This is a genomic window from Mycolicibacterium austroafricanum, assembly GCF_000612725.1.
In the GTDB taxonomy this organism is placed as follows: Bacteria; Actinomycetota; Actinomycetes; order Mycobacteriales; family Mycobacteriaceae; genus Mycobacterium; species Mycobacterium austroafricanum.
Map to the genome: position 1 here is coordinate 209576 of NZ_HG964456.1, position 17161 is coordinate 226736.

Genomic DNA, 17161 nt, shown 5'->3' on the forward strand with positions numbered 1-17161 from the left:
GTGGTCACTTCTGCGCGGACGGCTCGCCGGCGGCGAGGCGGAAGACGGGCCAACCGATCTCGGTCCGCCACTCGGCAGGGTCCGTGGTGTCCCGCGGACCCACCGAATAGGTTTCGTGGATCGGACCGTCGACTGCCAGGGCGTGTGTGACGACCCAACTGCCGAGACGGCCGTAGGTGACGTCGATGTCGTCGTGCCTGCCGGTGTGCACGGTGACGGCCAGGTCGGCCTGCGGCAGCTCGAGAACGCGGATTCTGCCGGCGGGCTTCGGATTCCGGACCGGCCGGAAGACGGCGAACGCGCCCGCGCCGTGGGTGAAAAGCTCGTTGTCATAACGACCGCCGGGTGGTCCCGTGTGCTCGGCGAGCGGGAAGGCGGCGTCGAGTTCGGCCATCGCCGAGTCATACCACGTCAGCGAATCCTCTTGGCGGACATGGCCACTGATCCCGGCGACCGTGCGGGCCGGCACCGACAGGAGCTGGACCTCGAGGTCGGCGGGATCGGGGTTCAGCAGTCTGTGCAGCGAGACGACCGCGGCGCGGGTCCGGTCGAGTTCGGCCTCCAGGTGACGCAGATGGTCCGAGATCACCTGGGCTCGGTGCTGCGGATCGTCTGCGGTGAGGATGGATTCGATGTCGGCCAGCGGGACGTCGAGTTGCCGGAGCCGATGGATGACCTGCGCGGTGGGTATCTGTTCGGGCGTGTAGTACCGGTAACCGGTGTACCCGTCGACCCAGGCAGGCTCCAGGAGTCCGCCCTCGTGATATCGGCGCAGCGTGCGCACGCTCAGGTGGGTCACCGTGGCGAACTCGCCGATGGTCAGCTTCGGAGATGCCTGGACGGCTTCTCGTTTCACCCCTGCACTATCGCAGATCGCCGCCACCCCGACAGGGCGGTCGGTAACCGTTGTCGAGGGCGATCGGCAGCGTCGCGGGCCTGCTGATACCGGTGACCGGTTTCCATCTCAGGCGCTGCGGGACGGAAGCGGGGCACCTCCTTGTTGGAGGTGCCCCGTTTCGGCTTTGACGGTTACCGACGTCGCCGCTTACGTGACGTCGGCCGGGTTATCCGCTCAGCGCACGTCGGCCGGATTGTGCGCTCAGCGCACGTCGGCAGAATTGTGCGCTCAGCGCACGTCGACGTAGTAGACGCTGCCTGTCACCGTCTGCTGGTAGGTGCGGTCGGTGAAGTCGTCGCGGACGGTGGAGCGGATGTCGCCGCCCTTGTGGACGCCGACGACGCTGGCTTCGCTCAGCGGGGCATCGGAGAGCCGGTTGACCACGACACGGTGGCCCTGGGCTTCGAGCTGGCTGATCGTCGCGTCGGCGTTACCGCCGGTGGGGGCGGCGATCGCGGGGGCGGCCAGGCCGAGTACGGCGGCGCTCAGGCCGGCGGCGACGGCGGTGGCGATGGTGAGGTTCTTCATGGTTCTGCTCTTCCCTTTGTCCGGGGTCGGAGCCGTGGAGCGTGTCGCGCGGTTTCGACGTGTGGTGGTGTTCCGTTCTGGTAGATCGTGATCGATCTGACCGGTTAAACCCGCAGGTCAGGTCAATAATTCCGGTGGCAGAAATTGGTCGCCGGTTGGCAGTAATACAGCGGTGAAACTCGTCGGACCGGCCGTTGGGCTCGCACACGCATTCGATGCATGATCTGGTGTGTCGGCGCCGGCCGCACCCAGAACCGCACCGCCCGCATCGCCGTCGAATGCCTCCCAGTGCGCCCTGGGACGCGGCACCGGAGCTCCCGGCCGCCAGTTCGACTCATTCGGCCACCAACCCGATTACGGCGACGACCCGCCGCGTCTTGAGCTTTGCTCGTGTTTGCGCGGTAGCCGCGGTTTGTGAATTAGTGAGTTTGCCTGAACTTATCCGAAATAGCCCGTTCACGGACGTGAGGTGTTCGATTGACGCGGCAGCGTTCGCTGTAATTGTTGTTGGCGTACGGCGACAAATTGTTCAGTCGCTCGACAGCGCCGCACGTGCCGGCTCGAGACTGTGCGGCACAGACGCTTGGATTGTACATTCGCTGTCCTGTGCGACCCCTCGGTGTAAAGCAAATTTACACAGGCAACTTCCAGGGTCTATCACGTTTCGATAGTTTGCTTGGTGCCGCGGCAGGCGTTACCGACCCGGTCTGAACTTGGTTGCTTGACGATCCGCCCCGACTCGTGTTCTATGCCTTTCATAGTCGTCAATATCACATTGTGATGGGCGGCGAGTTTGGTCTCAACCCCGTGGGTCGGGTGTCGCAAAATGGACGGGAGTGCGTTGCTGATGGGTTACGGACGATTTGTTGGTCGTGTCGGTGCATTAGCTGTGGCGCTGGGCATCGGGCTCGCGGTCCCCGCCGTGGCGGCCGCCGACTCGACCGACGACAGCACCGCAGGTGAGTCGAGCGCGAAGGCTGACCAGTCCGACGCCGCCGGCGTCGGCAGTCAAGACCCGGGGGATACCTCGTCGGAGACCGACGACGTGGGCTCGGAGGATGCAGACTCCGACGGTCCCGACGCCGAGGAATCTGACGACCTGGCGGAGCACGGTTCGCCCGAGGGAGACGACGAGGACACCGCGACTCCGCCGGGAGAAGTCGCGGCCGAGCCGCCTGCAGACGATGCGACGCCGGCTGCCGAACCGAACGATGAGTCGCAGCAGGCCGATCGCCACCAGGCGCACTCGCCCGTCGACGAGGAAACCGACGGGGACGCCGACCCGGAAGCCGACGATCTCGACACCGGCCCCGAGCCCACGGACGCGCCGGCCGGCCACCGCGGTGCCGACGACGCCGTCACGCCGGATGCTGCCCCACCGGCAGTCGAGCCCGCCACCCCGACGATGGCCGTGTCGGTCTCGTCTGCAGCAGCCGAGACCGACACCGCGACCGCGTCCACCGGGCTGGCGAGCATCGTGTCGAAGTTCCTGGGTGTGCTGGGAATCGGTCCGTCCGCGGCCAACGGCGCCGTGCCGTTGCCGGCGTTCGAGTTCGTCACCGCGGTGTTCGGCGCGATCCGCCGCGAGATGGACCGACTCTTCGCCAACCACGGGCCGACCGCCGCGCTCGCGTGGTCCAGCCAGCCGGCGCCCGGCCTGATCACCGGAACGCTGACCGCCTCCGATCCGGAAGGTGACCGACTGGTCTACACGGTGGTGCAGGCGCCGACCAAGGGCACCGTGACCGTCGACGCCTCAGGCAACTTCACCTACACGGTCAACCCGCTGCTGGCTTCGGCCGCCGGCACCGACAGCTTCGTCATTCAGGTTCGCGACGCCGGATTCCACCTGATCTCGGTGAGTCCCACCAAGACTCGGGTCCCCGTGGCGATCACCGTGGACTCCGGCGGCGTGGTCACCAAGACGACGTCTGCGCGCAGCGGCGCCACCGCACTCGCGGCCACCAGCGCCGCGACGGGCACGATCCACCACGTCGTCACATCCGGGCCCGACATCGTCGGATTCGATCCTGCCAGAGACAAATTGGATCTCGGCGATGTGTCGGTGCACAACTTCATCGTCGTCGACACGGCCGAGGGGGTCGGCTTCCGCAACCCCTGGTCCGGCGAGACCGCTGTCGTCAAGGGTGTGTCTCTGAGCCAGCTCACCGTCGACAGCTTCACTCCGGTCATCAACGATCATCTCCGCCAGGACCTTTCCGGCGCGCTCGCCTGGGAGAGTGGTGTCACCCCGCAGCCCGACACCGTCTATGCACGGTCCCACGAAGTCGGACAGATCGACAGGGTGGCCTTCGATGCGGCCACCGATGTGGTCGACTTCCGCTATTTCGGCACCCGCGAACAGGTGTACATGTCCGACACCCCCGAGGGCGTGGTGATCTCCAACGCCGGCACCGGTCAGGCCCTGATCCTGCAAGGTGTCACCAAGAGCCAGCTCACCGCGAGCAATTTCATCTTCCACAATGCCCAGGTGCGCGAAGACCGGCTCAACCAGCAGCTGGGTATCGGAGCGGTGTCGGACTCGCAGATCCTGCCCCAGGGTGTCCCGGTGGCGGGTACCGACAGCTGGCCCACCGCCGCGGGTGACGGCCAGCCGCCCGCCGGCGAAACCGGCACCACCACAACGATTTCCTGGCAGTACGGAAGTCACGCCACGCTCGACTTCGACCCGTCCACGGATAAGCTCGACTTCGGCTGGTTCAAGGCCCACGAGTTCGACGTCACCGAGGTCGCCGGCTCCACCCGCATCGCGATCACCGGAAACGACCAGTCGTACACCCTCACCGGTGTGGCCATCGGCGAGCTGCAGACGAGCAACATCGTCGCGCTCGACGACGGTGCGCGGACCAAGTGGAGCAACCTCATCTACAGTGCGGGGCAGTCTGTTTCGCAGCCGAGCCTGTCGGTCAGCGACGGCAGCGTGTCCGAGGGGAACTCCGGGACGTCGACGGTGAACTTCACCGTCACGCTGTCGAAGGCGTCCACCGAGACGGTCACGGTCAGCTACAGCACGAGCAACGGCACCGCCACCGCGGCAGGCGGCGACTATGCCCCGGCGGTCGGCACGCTCACGTTCGCGCCCGGACAGACGACCAAGGCCGTCACGGTCACGGTCAACGGCGACACCCTCGTCGAACTCGACGAGCAGTTCACGCTGACGCTGTCCTCCCCGCTGAACGCGACCATCGCCGACGGCAGCGGAGTCGGCACCATCCGCAACGACGACATCGACCAGGCGCCTGCCACGCCGCCGACCGTTTCCATCGCCGACCTGTCCGTCACCGAAGGCAACGGCGATCACAGCCATTTCATGTTCGTCGCGACCCTGAACAAGGCGTCGACGGAGACGGTGACCGTCAGCTACGCCACCTCCAACGGCACCGCGATCGCCGGCCTCGACTACAGCGCGACCTCGGGCACCATCACCTTTGCACCCGGCGTGACCTCGCAACTGGTACACGTCGACGTCGTGGGGGATGCGCTCGCCGAGACGAGCGAGACGTTCCTCGTCACGCTGTCGAGCCCGACAGCCGCCACCATCGGTGACGGTTCGGCGACCGGGACGATCCTCGACGACGACACCGTGGTGCCCGGCACCGGCGGCGTCAACTCCGGTAACCCCGGCGACGCGCTCTGGGGCGAGGCGTACTTCGCGCCCTACGTCGACATGGGTGCGTGGCCGGTGCCGGATCTGCTGGCCATCGCCCGGAATTACGGCACGTCGCTGATCACCCTCGGTTTCCTGCAGGCGACGCCGGACGGCAAGCTGGCGTGGGCCGGGCTGTCGGCGCTGACCCCGGACTCCGACTTCGACCAGGCCAAGGCGATCAACCAGTCGATCGCGGCGCTGCAGGCCGCAGGCGGCGACGTGATGATCTCCCTGGGCGGGGCGTCGGGAACCAGCCTGGCGCAGTGGTACGCCACCCGTGGGCTCAGCGCGCAGGCACTGGCAACCGCATACGCCGGCATCGTCGACACCTACCACCTCAACCGCATCGACTTCGACATCGAAGGTGCCGCGGTGGCCGACCAGGCGTCGATCGCGCTGAACGCCCAGGCGCTGAAACTGCTGCAACAGCAGAAGCCCGACCTGGAGATCTGGTACACCCTGCCGGTGCTGCCCACCGGCTTGACGGCCGACGGCCTCAACGTCGTACGCGCCGCGCTGACCACCGGTGTCAAGCTCGACGGCGTCAACGTGATGGCGATGGACTACGGTGAGTCGGCTGCGCCCACCAGCGGGCCGAACGCAAAGACCATGGGCGCCTACGCCATCCAGGCCGCGGAGTCGACCCACGCGCAGCTCTCCGCGCTCTACACCCAGCATGGGCAGAGCTTCGGCTGGAACCAGCTCGGCGTCACCCCGATGATCGGCGTCAACGACGTTCTGACCGAGGTGTTCACCGTCGCCGATGCGCAGGCACTCGAAGACTTCGCCCGCGCAAAGGATCTCGGCATGCTGTCGATGTGGTCGGTGAACCGCGACAAACCGGGCAATCTCGGCCAGGCCACCACCAACACCTCCGGGACCAACGCCCCCGAGGGCAGCTTCAGCAACGTCTTCAACGACTACGGCACTGTCAACCCGGTGTCCGGACCGCCGCCGGTGATCTCCATCGCCGACCTCGCGGTGGCCGAAGGCAACGGCGATCATGCCCATTTCATGTTCGTCGTCACCCTGGACAGGGCGTCCACCGAGGCGGTGACGGTGCACTACACCACAGCCAACGGCACCGCGACCGCCGGCGTGGACTACACCGCAGCCTCGGGTGTCATCGAGTTCGCGCCGGGCGTCACGTCGCGCACCGTGCACGTCGACATCCTCGGCGACACCCTTGCCGAATCGAGCGAGACGCTCACCGTGACGCTGTCGAGTGCGACCGGTGCGACCATCGCCGACGGCACCGCCACCGGCACCATCACCGACGACGACGGTGGTACCACCCCGACCCCGGTTGACTCGTCGGTGACGTACGTCGTCAACGACAACTGGGGATCCGGCTTCGTTGCGACGGTCATCGTGACCGCGGGGACGTCCGGATTCTCAGGCTGGACAGTGGAATTCGATTCGCCGGCACAGATCAGCAACATCTGGAACGCGGAGATCGTCAGCCAGGTGGGCAACCACTACGTGGTGCGCAACGTCTCGTGGAACCCCAAGGTCGTCGCCGGGCAGACCGTCGAGTTCGGCTTCCAGGCGTCCCCTGGCGGCGCCACGGCGACGGCCACCGGCTTCGTCGTCAACGGCGTGCCCGCCGGTGGTCAGGGTCCGGCCCCGGTGGTGTTGCCGAAGGTCGCGATCGCCGACGCCAGTGTCACCGAATCCGACAGCGGCACAAAGAACATGGTGTTCGTGGTGACGTTGGACAAGGCGCCGGCGACGCCGGTGAGCATCGCCTATGCGACGTCGAACGGCACCGCGACCGCCGGAAGTGACTTCACCGCGACCTCGGGTGTTCTGACCTTCGCCGCCGGTGCGACCACCGCGCAGATCACGGTCCCGATCCTGGGCGACACGGTCGTCGAACAGAACGAGACGTTCACGCTGACCCTTTCGAACCCGAACGGGGTGACCATCGCCGACGGTTCCGCGGTCGGCACCGTCACCAACGACGACGTGGCCACCCCCACGCCGGGCAATTCGTCGGCCACGTTGGCGGTCAACGACAATTGGGGCTCCGGCTTCACCGCTACCGTCACCGTGACAGCCGGGTCTGCCGGACTCGACGGCTGGACAGTCGAATTCGACACCCCTGCGCAGATCAGCAACATCTGGAACGCCGAGATCGTGAGCAGGGTCGGCAACCACTACGTGGTGCGCAATGCCTCCTGGAACCCCAAGGTCGCGGCGAACCAGACCGTCAGCTTCGGCTTTCAGGCATCTCCAGGAGGTGCTTCGGCGACGGCCACCAACTTCGTCGTCAACGGACAGGCGTCGGCCCCTGTGCAGCCGACGGTGTCGGTCGCCGATGCCGCAGTCAACGAAGCACACAGCGGCGCAACACAGATGACGTTCGTGGTGACACTGTCGAAGGCGTCGACCACGCCGGTAACCGTCACCTACGCGACCGGCAACGGTACGGCCACCGCCGGCGTGGACTACACCGCGAAGTCGGGGACGGTGACCTTCGCCCCGGGAGTGCTCTCGCAGCAGATCCAGGTCTCCATCACCGGTGACACCGCGGTCGAGGCGAACGAGACCTTCACGCTGACACTCTCGAACCCCAGCGGCGCGACCGTGTCCGACGGCTCCGCCACCGGGACAATCACCAACGACGACGTCGCGGTGCCCGGCAACGTGTCGCTGAGCATCTCGGATGCCTCGGTGACCGAAGGCGCGCCCGGCACCGGGGTCGCGGCCGGCTGGTTCAAGACCGCCGGCAACCAGATCGTCGATTCGGCGGGCAACCCGGTACAGATCGCCGGCGTCAACTGGTTCGGCATGGAGAGCGACATCTTCACGCCGCACGGCCTGTGGACGCGCAACTACAAAGACATGATGAACCAGATGGCGGCGCTGGACTTCAACACGATCCGGCTCGCGTACTCCAGCGAGAGCCTGCACACCACCAAGGCGCCGTCCGGCATCGACTTCTCGAAGAATCCCGACCTGGTCGGGCTGAGCTCGCTGCAGATCATGGACAAGATCGTCGCGTACGCCGGCGAAATCGGGATGCGTGTCATCCTGGACCATCACCGCAGCAGTGCAGGAGCGGGCCCGAATGGCAACGGCCTGTGGTACGAGGGCTCCTACACCGAGGCGGCGTGGATCGCCGACTGGAAGATGCTGGCGCAGCGGTATGCCAACGATCCGACGGTGATCGGTGCCGACCTGCACAACGAACCGCACAATGGAACGTGGGGCGGTGGGGGAGCCACCGACTGGGCCGCCGCTGCCGAGCGCGCCGGTAACGCCGTGCTCTCGGTGAACTCGAACTGGCTGATCTTCGTGGAGGGCGTGGAGACCGACCAGGGCAACAATTACTGGTGGGGTGGCAACCTGATGGGCGTCAAAGACCGCCCGATCGTGTTGAACGTGCCCGACCGGGTGGTGTACTCACCGCACGACTACCCGAACTCGGTGTACAACCAGCCGTGGTTCCAGACCGCCGACTTCGGGGCGGCGCTGCCGGACAAGTTCGAGCAGATGTGGGGCTACATCTACGAGCAGAACATCGCGCCGATCTACCTCGGCGAGTTCGGCACCAGGATGACCGACCCGAAGGACGTCGTCTGGTACGAGGCGATCACGTCGTATCTGTCCGGCGACTTCGACAACAACGGCACCATCGACATCGCGGCCGGCACCGAGGACATGTCGTGGACGTTCTGGTCGTGGAACCCGAATTCCACCGACACCGGCGGGATCCTGGCCGACGACTGGAACACGGTCAACACGAACAAGATGGCCTACCTGCAGGCCATCCAGTTCGACTTCGATGAAGGCAGCCCCGGTGTGCTGGCACACTTCGTGGTGTCGCTGGCCGCCCCGTCCACCCAGGCCGTGACGGTCCAGTACGCGACGTCGAACGGCACCGCCACCGGCGGCAGCGACTTCGCTGCCACCTCGGGCACGCTGACGTTCCAGCCGGGCGAGACCAGTAAGACGATCACCGTGGTCGTCTTCGGAGACACGATCATGGAAGGCGACGAGAGCTTCGTCGTCACACTGTCCAGTCCGGCCGGGGCGACGATCGCCGACCCGACCGGCGCCGGCACCATCGTCGACCGGGTGATCGTCTAGCCGGCGATCCGGTATCGGCGCTCCGGACGCCCGACGCCGTACTGCAGGCGTAGCTCCAAGGCGCCGACGCTGAGGTAGTGCTCAAGGTAGCGCCGGGCACTCACCCGCGAAATGCCGACCGCATCAGCGCATTCGGCCGCCGAGACCTCGCCGGCGCCGCGTACTGCCGCGAGCACCAGCTCGCCGGTCTCGGCCCCGAGGCCCTTGGGCAGCACCTTGGCCGGGGTGACGGCGGGGCCGCCGAACAACGTGTCGATCAGCGTCTGGTCGACGCCGCTCGCCGACTGGAGTGCGTCCGCGCGGGCGGCGAACGCCTGCAGTTTGGCCTGCAACTGGGCGAACTCGAACGGCTTGATCAGATAGTCCGCCGCGCCGCCGTCGAGGGCTCCGCGTACGGTGTCCAGCTCGCGGGCGGCGGTGATCATCATGACGTCGACGCGGTCGCCCTCGGAGCGCAGGCGCTGCAACACATCCAGACCGGTCATGTCCGGCAGGTATACGTCCAGCAGGATCAACTGCGGCCGCAGCTCCTTGGTGGCGGTCAACGCCTCCTCTCCGGTGCGCGCGACGCCGACGGCGCGGAAGCCGTCCACCCGATCGACGAACCGGCGGTGGATGTCGGCGACCATGAAATCGTCGTCGACGACGAGCACGTCACGCATGGTGCGACACCGCCTTCAGCCGTACCAGGAACCGTGCCCCGCCGCCGGGTCCGTCGCTGACCTCGATGGTGCCGCCGTGCTGCGCGGTCACCAGCCGCACCAGCGCAAGCCCGATACCGCGGCCACCGGGAACCTCGGGTTTGGAGGTGATACCCCGCGCGAAGATCGCCTCGCGAAGGTGTTCGGGCACACCGGGTCCGGTGTCGAGCACCGAGATCGCCAGCCCGTCACGGTCGTCGATGCAGATGGTCACCCGCGCGTCCGCAGCGCCGACGGACACGTCCACGGCGTTGTCGATGAGGTTGCCGAGCAGTGTGATCACGTCCGTCGCCATCGCGAGGTCGAGCGGGTTCAGGTGGGATCGCGGGTCCAGCAGCAGGGATACCCCGCTCTCGGCCGCCAACGAGGTCTTGGCGATCAGCAGGGCGGCCACCGCGGGATCGGAGATGTGCTGTGTCACCGCATCACTGATCTCGGCGCGCCGGCGCGTCAACGTGCCCACCAGCTCACGCACCGCATCGTACTCACCGAGCTGCACCAGCCCCGAGATCGTGTGCAGCTGATTGGCGAATTCATGGGTCTGGGCCCGCAAGGTGTCGGTCACGCTCTTGTGTGAGGACAGTTGTCCCTGCAGCGCGGCGAGTTCCGTGCTGTCGCGCATGGTCGTGACGGTCCCGATCCGCCTGCCACCACTGGTCGTGGCGCGACGGCTGAGCGCCAGCACGCGGGTCCTGGTCGCGATGACGGTATCCCCGTCACCACCGTCGTCCTCACCCGACATCAGGAACGACACAACGGCCGGGTCGATCCCGACGGTGTCGACACCTTGTCCGACCGCGCTGTCCGGCACCCCGAGGAGGGTGCGGGCGCTGTCGTTGAGCAGGGTGATCCCACCGTCGTTGTTCACCGCGATGACGCCCTCACGAATGCTGTGCAGCAACGCTTCCCGGTGATCGGCCAGGCTGGCGATCTCGGCCACCTCCAACCCCCGGGTGTGCCGCTTGATCCGACGCGACAGCAGCCACGACGCCACCAGGCCCAACATCGCGCCGAGGCCGAGGTAGACCAACAGACCTTCGCCGGCGCGGGTCAGCAGTGCCCATGTCGACGGATACCCCTCGCTGACCGAGGCCACCGCCAGCACCCCTCCGTCGGTGGACAGGATCGGCACCTGGCCGACCAGACTGTGCGTGCCGTCGATGTCGGCGTCGCCGAACCACGCCCGGCCCTCGTCGGCGCGGCTGACCCCGAGATCCACCCGGGCGCCGATCCGCGACGGATCCGACGACGCCCGCACGGTGCCGTCCGGACCCAGCAACTCGGCGAGGTCGGCGCCCGACAGCGCGACCGCCCGGTCGACTTCCGGCGCGAGCGTGCGGGCGATGAACGGGTCGGCCGGGTCTTGCTCGCTGCGCTCCCGCACGATCGGGGCGGATGCCATGTTCTCCGCGACGGCGATCATGCGCTGCCCGCGCACCTCGCGGAACTCGCCCTCGGACTGGGCCACCGATACCGCGGCCACAGCGACGAGCACGACCGCGACGACGACCAGCTGCGACGCCAGGAACTGCCCGGCGAGGCTGCGCCCCCGTACCAGGCCGACGACAGCCGACGGCGTGTTCTTAATGACCAATACTTCCTTTGCGTTCACATGGGTGACGTGGGTCACTGTCGGGGTCCAGTATTGCTGAGCATCACCACCCAAGTGATCGGGGACGACATGTTCGCATCCAGTCGGCGCGGCACGCTCATCGGCCTGACCATCGCCGTGATCGCCGCGCTGCTGCTCACCGGCTGCGGGGTGACCCGCGGTGAACAGACCGGTCTGCACCGGCTGCGCATGATGGTGCCCAACAGTCCCGGGGGAGGCTACGACCTCACGGCGCGCACTGCGGTCAAGATCATGGAGGACGACGAGATCACCGGTCGCGTCGAGGTGTTCAACGTCATCGGGGCCGGCGGCACCGTCGCGATGGCCCGGTTGATGAACGAACAGGGCAACGGCGACCTGATGATGATGATGGGCCTCGGCGTCGTGGGCGCCACCTTCACCAACGGCTCCAAAGCCCGCGCCTCGGACGCGACCGCGCTGGCCAAGATGGTCGAGGAACAGGAAGGCATTCTCGTTCCGGCCGACTCACCGTTCACGACGGTGCAGGATTTCGTGGCCGCGTGGAAGGCCGATCCGGCCAAGGTGACGATCGGCGGGGGCTCCAACCCGGGCGGCCCGGACCACCTGTTCCCGATGGAGACCGCCAGGGCCGTCGGGGTGGACCCCACGAAGGTCAACTTCGTGTCCTACGACGGCGGCGGTGATCTGCTCACCGCGCTGCTCGGCAACAAGATCGCCGCCGGCACCTCCGGCCTGGGCGAGTACGTCGACCAGATCGAGTCCGGTCAGGTACGGGTACTCGCCGTCTCCGGCGAGGAGCGGGTCGAGGGCGTCGACGCGCCCACACTCACCGAGGCCGGCATCGACCTGACCTTCACCAACTGGCGCGGAGTCATTGCGCCACCGGGGATTTCGGATCAGGACCGGGCCGCGATGGTCAAGGTGCTCGAGGAGTTGCACGCCACGGAGGCGTGGAAGGAGGCGCTGGTGAAGAACGGTTGGAGTGATGCGTTCATGACCGGGGAACCGTTCGAGGAGTTCCTCACCGAACAGGACAAGCGGGTCGAGACGACGTTGACGGACCTGGGGCTGGTATGAACACCGAGATTCGCAAGCCCGACTATGCGCAGTACGTCGTCTGCGCGGTGATGGTCGCCGTCGGTGCGTTCCTGATCTACGACGCGATGTCGATGCCGGGTGGTTTTGCCGAGGTGGATCCTGTGGGGCCACGCCTGTTTCCAATCGCGATCGGGGTGGGTCTGTTGGTGATGGCGGCCGTCCTGGCGATCGCGATCCCGCGCGGCTTCCGCGGCGAGGCCGACGCGGGCGAGGACATCGACCCCGACATGCCCAGCGACTGGCGCACCGTCGGTCTGCTGGTCGGTCTGTTCGTCATGCTGATCGTGCTCGTCGAGCCTCTGGGCTGGGCCATCGCCGGCGCGCTGTTCTTCGCCGGATGCGCCACGGTGCTGGGCAGCAGGCATTACCTGCGCAACGTCGTCATCGGCGTGGTGTTGGCGCTCGTCAGCTTTTACGGCTTTTACTCCGGGCTCGGAATCCCGCTGCCCGCAGGCATTCTGGATGGGATTCTGTAGATGGAGAACTTCGACTGGCTCCTGCAGGGGTTCGCCGAGGCGGCAACTCCGACGAACCTGCTCTACGCCGTGATCGGCGTCCTGCTCGGCACCGCCGTCGGCGTGCTGCCCGGCATCGGTCCCGCGATGACCGTCGCGCTGCTGCTGCCGATCACCTACAACGTCAGCCCCAGCGCGGCATTCATCATGTTCGCCGGCATCTTCTACGGCGGCATGTACGGCGGCTCGACCACCTCGATCCTGCTCAACACTCCCGGCGAGTCGTCGTCGGTGATCACCGCCATCGAGGGCAACAAGATGGCGAAAGCGGGTCGCGCCGCCCAGGCGCTGGCCACGGCCGCGATCGGCTCCTTCGTGGCAGGTTCGATCGGCACCGCGCTGCTGGCGGCGTTCGCGCCCATGATCTCGCGGTTCGCCGTGACTCTCGGTGCTCCTTCGTATCTGGCGATCATGCTGTTCGCGCTCGTCGCGGTGACGGCGGTTCTGGGTTCGTCGAAGATGCGCGGGCTGATCTCGCTGCTGCTCGGCCTCGCGATCGGTGTGGTGGGTATCGACTCGCTCACCGGTCAGCCCCGCGCCACTTTCGGAATCCCGCTGCTGTCTGACGGCATCGACATCGTGGTGATCGCGGTTGCCGTGTTCGCAGTGGGGGAGGCGCTGTGGGTGGCCGCCCATCTGCGGCGCCGACCGGTCGACGTGATCCCGGTCGGCCGCCCCTGGATGAGCAAGCAGGACTGGGGCCGGTCGTGGAAACCGTGGTTGCGCGGCACCGCGTTCGGCTTTCCGTTCGGTGCGCTGCCCGCCGGCGGCGCCGAGCTGCCGACGTTCCTGAGCTACATCACCGAGAAGAAGCTGTCCAAGCATCCCGAGGAGTTCGGCAAGGGCGCCATCGAAGGTGTGGCCGGACCGGAGGCGGCCAACAACGCCTCCGCGGCAGGCACCCTGGTGCCGATGCTGTCGCTGGGCCTACCGACCAACGCGACGGCGGCGGTGATCCTGACCGCGTTCGTCTCGTACGGCATCCAGCCCGGACCCACGCTGTTCGACAAGGAGCCGCTGCTGATCTGGACGTTGATCGCGAGCTTGTTCATCGGCAACTTCCTGCTGCTGGTGCTGAACCTGCCCCTGGCGCCGTTGTGGGCGAGGTTGCTGCGCACGCCGCGGCCGTACCTGTACGCCGGGATTCTGTTCTTCGCCACCCTGGGTGCGTTCGCGGTCAACCTGCAGCCGCTGGATCTGGTGCTGCTGCTGATATTCGGCTTGATGGGTCTGATGATGCGCCGCTTCGGTCTCCCGGTGCTGCCATTGATCATCGGTGTCATCCTCGGCCCGCGCATCGAACGTCAACTGCGGCAGAGCCTTCAGCTCGGCGGCGGGGAGTGGGGCAGCCTGTTCACCGAACCCGTCGCGATCATCACGTATGTGCTGATGATCCTGCTGCTGGCCGCGCCGTTGGTGCTGCGGTTGATGCACCGCAGCGAGGAGACGTTGCTTGTGGTCGAGGACGACCGGGACCAGAAAGAGAAGGCGGGGAAAGTGTGATGATCGTCGTCGGATACACCGCGGACCCGTTCGGACACGCCGCACTCGAACACGGGATCGCCGAGGCCAAGCTGCGGGGCACCGGGCTTCTGGTGATCAACGCGACGTCGGGGGAGTCTTACGTCGACGCGCGGTTCGCCGGCGAGTCCGAGGTGCAGGACGTGGCGGCCCGGCTGGCCGAGTGCGGGGTGGTCTACGAGCTGCGCCAGCCGGTCGGGGTCGACCCGGCCGACGAACTTCTCGCCGCGTCGGAACGCAGCGATGCGCAGCTGCTGGTGGTCGGCATCCGGCATCGCAACCCTGTCGGCAAGTTGTTGCTGGGCAGTGTTGCGCAGAAGCTGATCCTGGAATGCCCGAAACCCGTGCTCGCGGTCAAACCCGAGGAGATGTGACGGTCCGGTCCTGGTTTTCCGGCATGCGCTCCCGTCGCGATCCGGTGCTCCACGCCGCGGCAAGGCTCAATCCCGCGATCACGAAGCAGACCACCGTGTACCAGAGGCTGCCGATCGGATCGCCCGCCGCGGTCACGCCGCCGTCGGCCCCGAGATACGCGGGCAGCGCCGCGGCCCACAGCGCGGCCATCACCACCAGGTAGGCCGCGGCGTAACCGAACATCACGCGGCTGGAATCCTCCGACACGACGCTAGTTTCGGCGCGCCGGCGCCACTGCAGGTACAGCACCGGGATCGCGACCGCCGCCATCGCCACCAGCTCTGCGGCGTAGACCGCGCCGCCCACCGTGGTGCTGCCCGAGATACCGCCCGCGAGCGTGGCCGGCAGTGGCAGGATCACGGTGCCGATCGAGGCGAGCACGCCGATCACGATGGTGCGCAGCACAATCTGGGCAATGCTGAACCGCTGACCCTGATCCACGTGGCGCCCGACGAAGAACTGCACGCACAACGCCAGCGACATCGGCCACAGCGCGGCGAACACCACCACGCTGGGCAGCGGCACCGCATCGAAGAAGGGTTGGTTGAGGGGATGCTCCAGCGTCCATTCCCACCAGCGCAGCTGCGGTCCGAGGTGGTCGAAGATCTCGTAGAACGCGTGATGGACGAACCCGACGCACACCGCGCCGACGAGGGTGCCGTACCGGCGGAAGACGCCGAGGCGGCGGACGATTTCGAAGGCCACCGTCGCCATCATCGGGTAGATCGCCACGATGTAGAGCGGCAGCCGGCCCCACAGGAACTCCACGGTGAACACGTTGTGGGCGAACATCGTGTCGACGTGCTCGGCGATGCCGAACGCCCCGGGGAAGTACAGCGGCGGCTCGATGATGAGCAGGTAGGCGATCGCGCCGAACCACAGCACCAGGTTCGTCGGGTCGTTGTGCCTGCGCAGCCGTCGGATCGCGTACGCCAGCGCCAGCACCGCGCCGACGATGACCGTGAGTTCGAGCACCGGAAGCGTCCAGTTCTCCAACGCGAACGGGTTACGGACCTCGACGAGCCCGCCGGCCGTCTCACACGAGAAGCCGAGCCGCGCAGCGAGGTCGGCGAACGTCGGGGTGCACAGCTCAGACATTGGCGGACTCGCTCTCGGTCGCGGTGTACCACCGGGTCACGTCGTAGCCTGCCTCGTAACGGTCGAACCACTGCTGGGCCAGGGCGGGCAGCTCCTCGTGGGCAGGATCGTGGCCGGGGATCTGGCTGCGTACGACGCCGCTCAGCGCGGTGAGCTGCTCGCGCAGCGGCAGATGGCTGAAGGCGTTGGCGAATGGGCCGTCATACGGCGCGTCCACGAACGGAAGGCGTTGCAGCAGAGCTTTTTTACGGCGGTGGATGCGGAACGTCGACATGGCGTCGACCTTGCGCTCCGACAGCGGAACGTGCTCGTTGAACTCCTCCGACACCATCCGGATGATGCCCATGACGTGTTTGAAGATCGACGGCGCCACCCGCATCCGGTACCACGGGTCGTCGACGACCGCGTCGTAGATGATCAGCGCGGAGCTGCGGTGCTCGACCTCTTCGACGAAGTGCCACAAGAACAGTGACGCCACCCGGTCGTCGCCGGTGGCGAACAGCGTGTCGTCATGGTCGAGCATCAGCTTGAACACCGGGGTGAACGTCGCCTCCAGATCGGCGGTGTAGGCCAGCCGGTACTTCAGCGGGGTGCTCGCCGTCATCTCGTCGTAGGAGTCGATGACCTTGTCCAGCGTTCCCTTCAATCCGGGATAGGCCTTGATGAGCCCCTTCACGTGCTGCCGGTGCGCCATCGAGTGCTGGCCCTCCTGGCGGACGAAAGCATCGGCTTCCTCGGCGACGGCCGGATCGGTGATGTGCGGCATCGCCTCGGGGATCATGCCGCCGATCATCTTCTCGAACCCGACCGCCAGGAACGACACCGCGTTCGCCATCGCCGAGAACGCCGGGTTGTCCTCATTCCACAGGAACGGAACGTGGTGGTTGGCGAAGGCGAATCGCAGCTTGCGCACTATCAGTTCGGTCACGGCCAAGTCCTCGGCAATCGTCAGTCATCATACAAATAGATCGTCCTTTGTATGGTTACTGCATCGCCGGTCCGGCGTCAACGCCTGTGCTACCGTCGTGC

Annotated in this window: 11 protein-coding genes; 5 read left to right on the forward strand and 6 right to left on the reverse strand. The window is 66.8% G+C overall.

Annotation, left to right across the window (positions count from 1 at the left end; all coding sequences use genetic code 11):
• Positions 1-4: 4 nt before the first annotated feature.
• Entirely contained in the window at positions 5-856 is an 852-nt protein-coding gene (locus BN976_RS23565; protein WP_036374567.1) for a MerR family transcriptional regulator, read from the reverse strand.
• A 270-nt stretch (positions 857-1126) separates the two neighbouring features.
• Entirely contained in the window at positions 1127-1426 is a 300-nt protein-coding gene (locus BN976_RS23570) for a hypothetical protein (protein WP_011780705.1), read from the reverse strand.
• Positions 1427-2252: 826 nt separating this feature from the next.
• Between BN976_RS23570 and BN976_RS23575 the strand changes: the two genes are divergently transcribed.
• Complete coding sequence (locus BN976_RS23575; protein ID WP_235622120.1) at positions 2253-9191, forward strand: Calx-beta domain-containing protein; 6939 nt, start codon at positions 2253-2255, stop codon at positions 9189-9191.
• Here BN976_RS23575 and BN976_RS23580 read toward each other — a convergent pair.
• Positions 9188-9853 (reverse strand): response regulator, encoded by a 666-nt coding sequence (locus BN976_RS23580; RefSeq protein ID WP_036374568.1) that lies wholly within the window; start codon positions 9851-9853, stop codon positions 9188-9190. The genes BN976_RS23575 and BN976_RS23580 overlap by 4 nt on opposite strands.
• Entirely contained in the window at positions 9846-11480 is a 1635-nt protein-coding gene (locus BN976_RS23585) for a sensor histidine kinase (protein WP_036374941.1), read from the reverse strand. Before BN976_RS23585 ends, BN976_RS23580 begins: the two co-directional genes overlap by 8 nt.
• 93 nt (positions 11481-11573) lie before the next feature.
• Between BN976_RS23585 and BN976_RS23590 the strand changes: the two genes are divergently transcribed.
• From BN976_RS23590 to BN976_RS23605, 4 genes are read left to right on the forward strand one after another with little or no spacing between them, the layout of a single operon-like run.
• Entirely contained in the window at positions 11574-12563 is a 990-nt protein-coding gene (locus BN976_RS23590; RefSeq protein WP_036374944.1) for a Bug family tripartite tricarboxylate transporter substrate binding protein, read from the forward strand.
• Positions 12560-13060 (forward strand): tripartite tricarboxylate transporter TctB family protein, encoded by a 501-nt coding sequence (locus BN976_RS23595; protein ID WP_036374570.1) that lies wholly within the window; start codon positions 12560-12562, stop codon positions 13058-13060. The genes BN976_RS23590 and BN976_RS23595 overlap by 4 nt, the downstream gene beginning before the upstream one ends.
• Positions 13061-14602, forward strand: coding sequence for a tripartite tricarboxylate transporter permease (locus tag BN976_RS23600; protein ID WP_011780699.1), 1542 nt, complete (start codon positions 13061-13063; stop codon positions 14600-14602).
• Entirely contained in the window at positions 14602-14994 is a 393-nt protein-coding gene (locus BN976_RS23605) for a universal stress protein (RefSeq protein ID WP_036374572.1), read from the forward strand. The genes BN976_RS23600 and BN976_RS23605 overlap by 1 nt, the downstream gene beginning before the upstream one ends.
• Here BN976_RS23605 and BN976_RS23610 read toward each other — a convergent pair.
• Positions 14975-16132 carry a DUF7802 domain-containing protein gene (locus BN976_RS23610; protein ID WP_036374574.1) on the reverse strand — a complete coding sequence of 386 codons (1158 nt, stop codon included), beginning with the start codon at positions 16130-16132 and terminating at the stop codon, positions 14975-14977. The genes BN976_RS23605 and BN976_RS23610 overlap by 20 nt on opposite strands.
• A complete protein-coding gene (locus BN976_RS23615) occupies positions 16125-17060 on the reverse strand; it encodes a metal-dependent hydrolase (protein WP_011780696.1) in 936 nt (311 codons plus the stop codon). The genes BN976_RS23610 and BN976_RS23615 overlap by 8 nt, the downstream gene beginning before the upstream one ends.
• Positions 17061-17161: the final 101 nt, after the last annotated feature.

Bases quoted from the DNA above. Each gene is read 5' to 3' on its own strand.
- BN976_RS23570 (WP_011780705.1), bottom strand. From the start codon at position 1,426: ATGAAGAACCTCACCATCGCCACCGCCGTCGCCGCCGGCCTGAGCGCC.
- BN976_RS23575 (WP_235622120.1), top strand. From the start codon at position 2,253: ATGGACGGGAGTGCGTTGCTGATGGGTTACGGACGATTTGTTGGTCGT.
- BN976_RS23590 (WP_036374944.1), top strand. From the start codon at position 11,574: ATGTTCGCATCCAGTCGGCGCGGCACGCTCATCGGCCTGACCATCGCC.
- BN976_RS23605 (WP_036374572.1), top strand. From the start codon at position 14,602: ATGATCGTCGTCGGATACACCGCGGACCCGTTCGGACACGCCGCACTC.
- BN976_RS23580 (WP_036374568.1), bottom strand. From the start codon at position 9,853: ATGCGTGACGTGCTCGTCGTCGACGACGATTTCATGGTCGCCGACATC.
- BN976_RS23595 (WP_036374570.1), top strand. From the start codon at position 12,560: ATGAACACCGAGATTCGCAAGCCCGACTATGCGCAGTACGTCGTCTGC.
- BN976_RS23610 (WP_036374574.1), bottom strand. From the start codon at position 16,132: ATGTCTGAGCTGTGCACCCCGACGTTCGCCGACCTCGCTGCGCGGCTC.
- BN976_RS23600 (WP_011780699.1), top strand. From the start codon at position 13,061: ATGGAGAACTTCGACTGGCTCCTGCAGGGGTTCGCCGAGGCGGCAACT.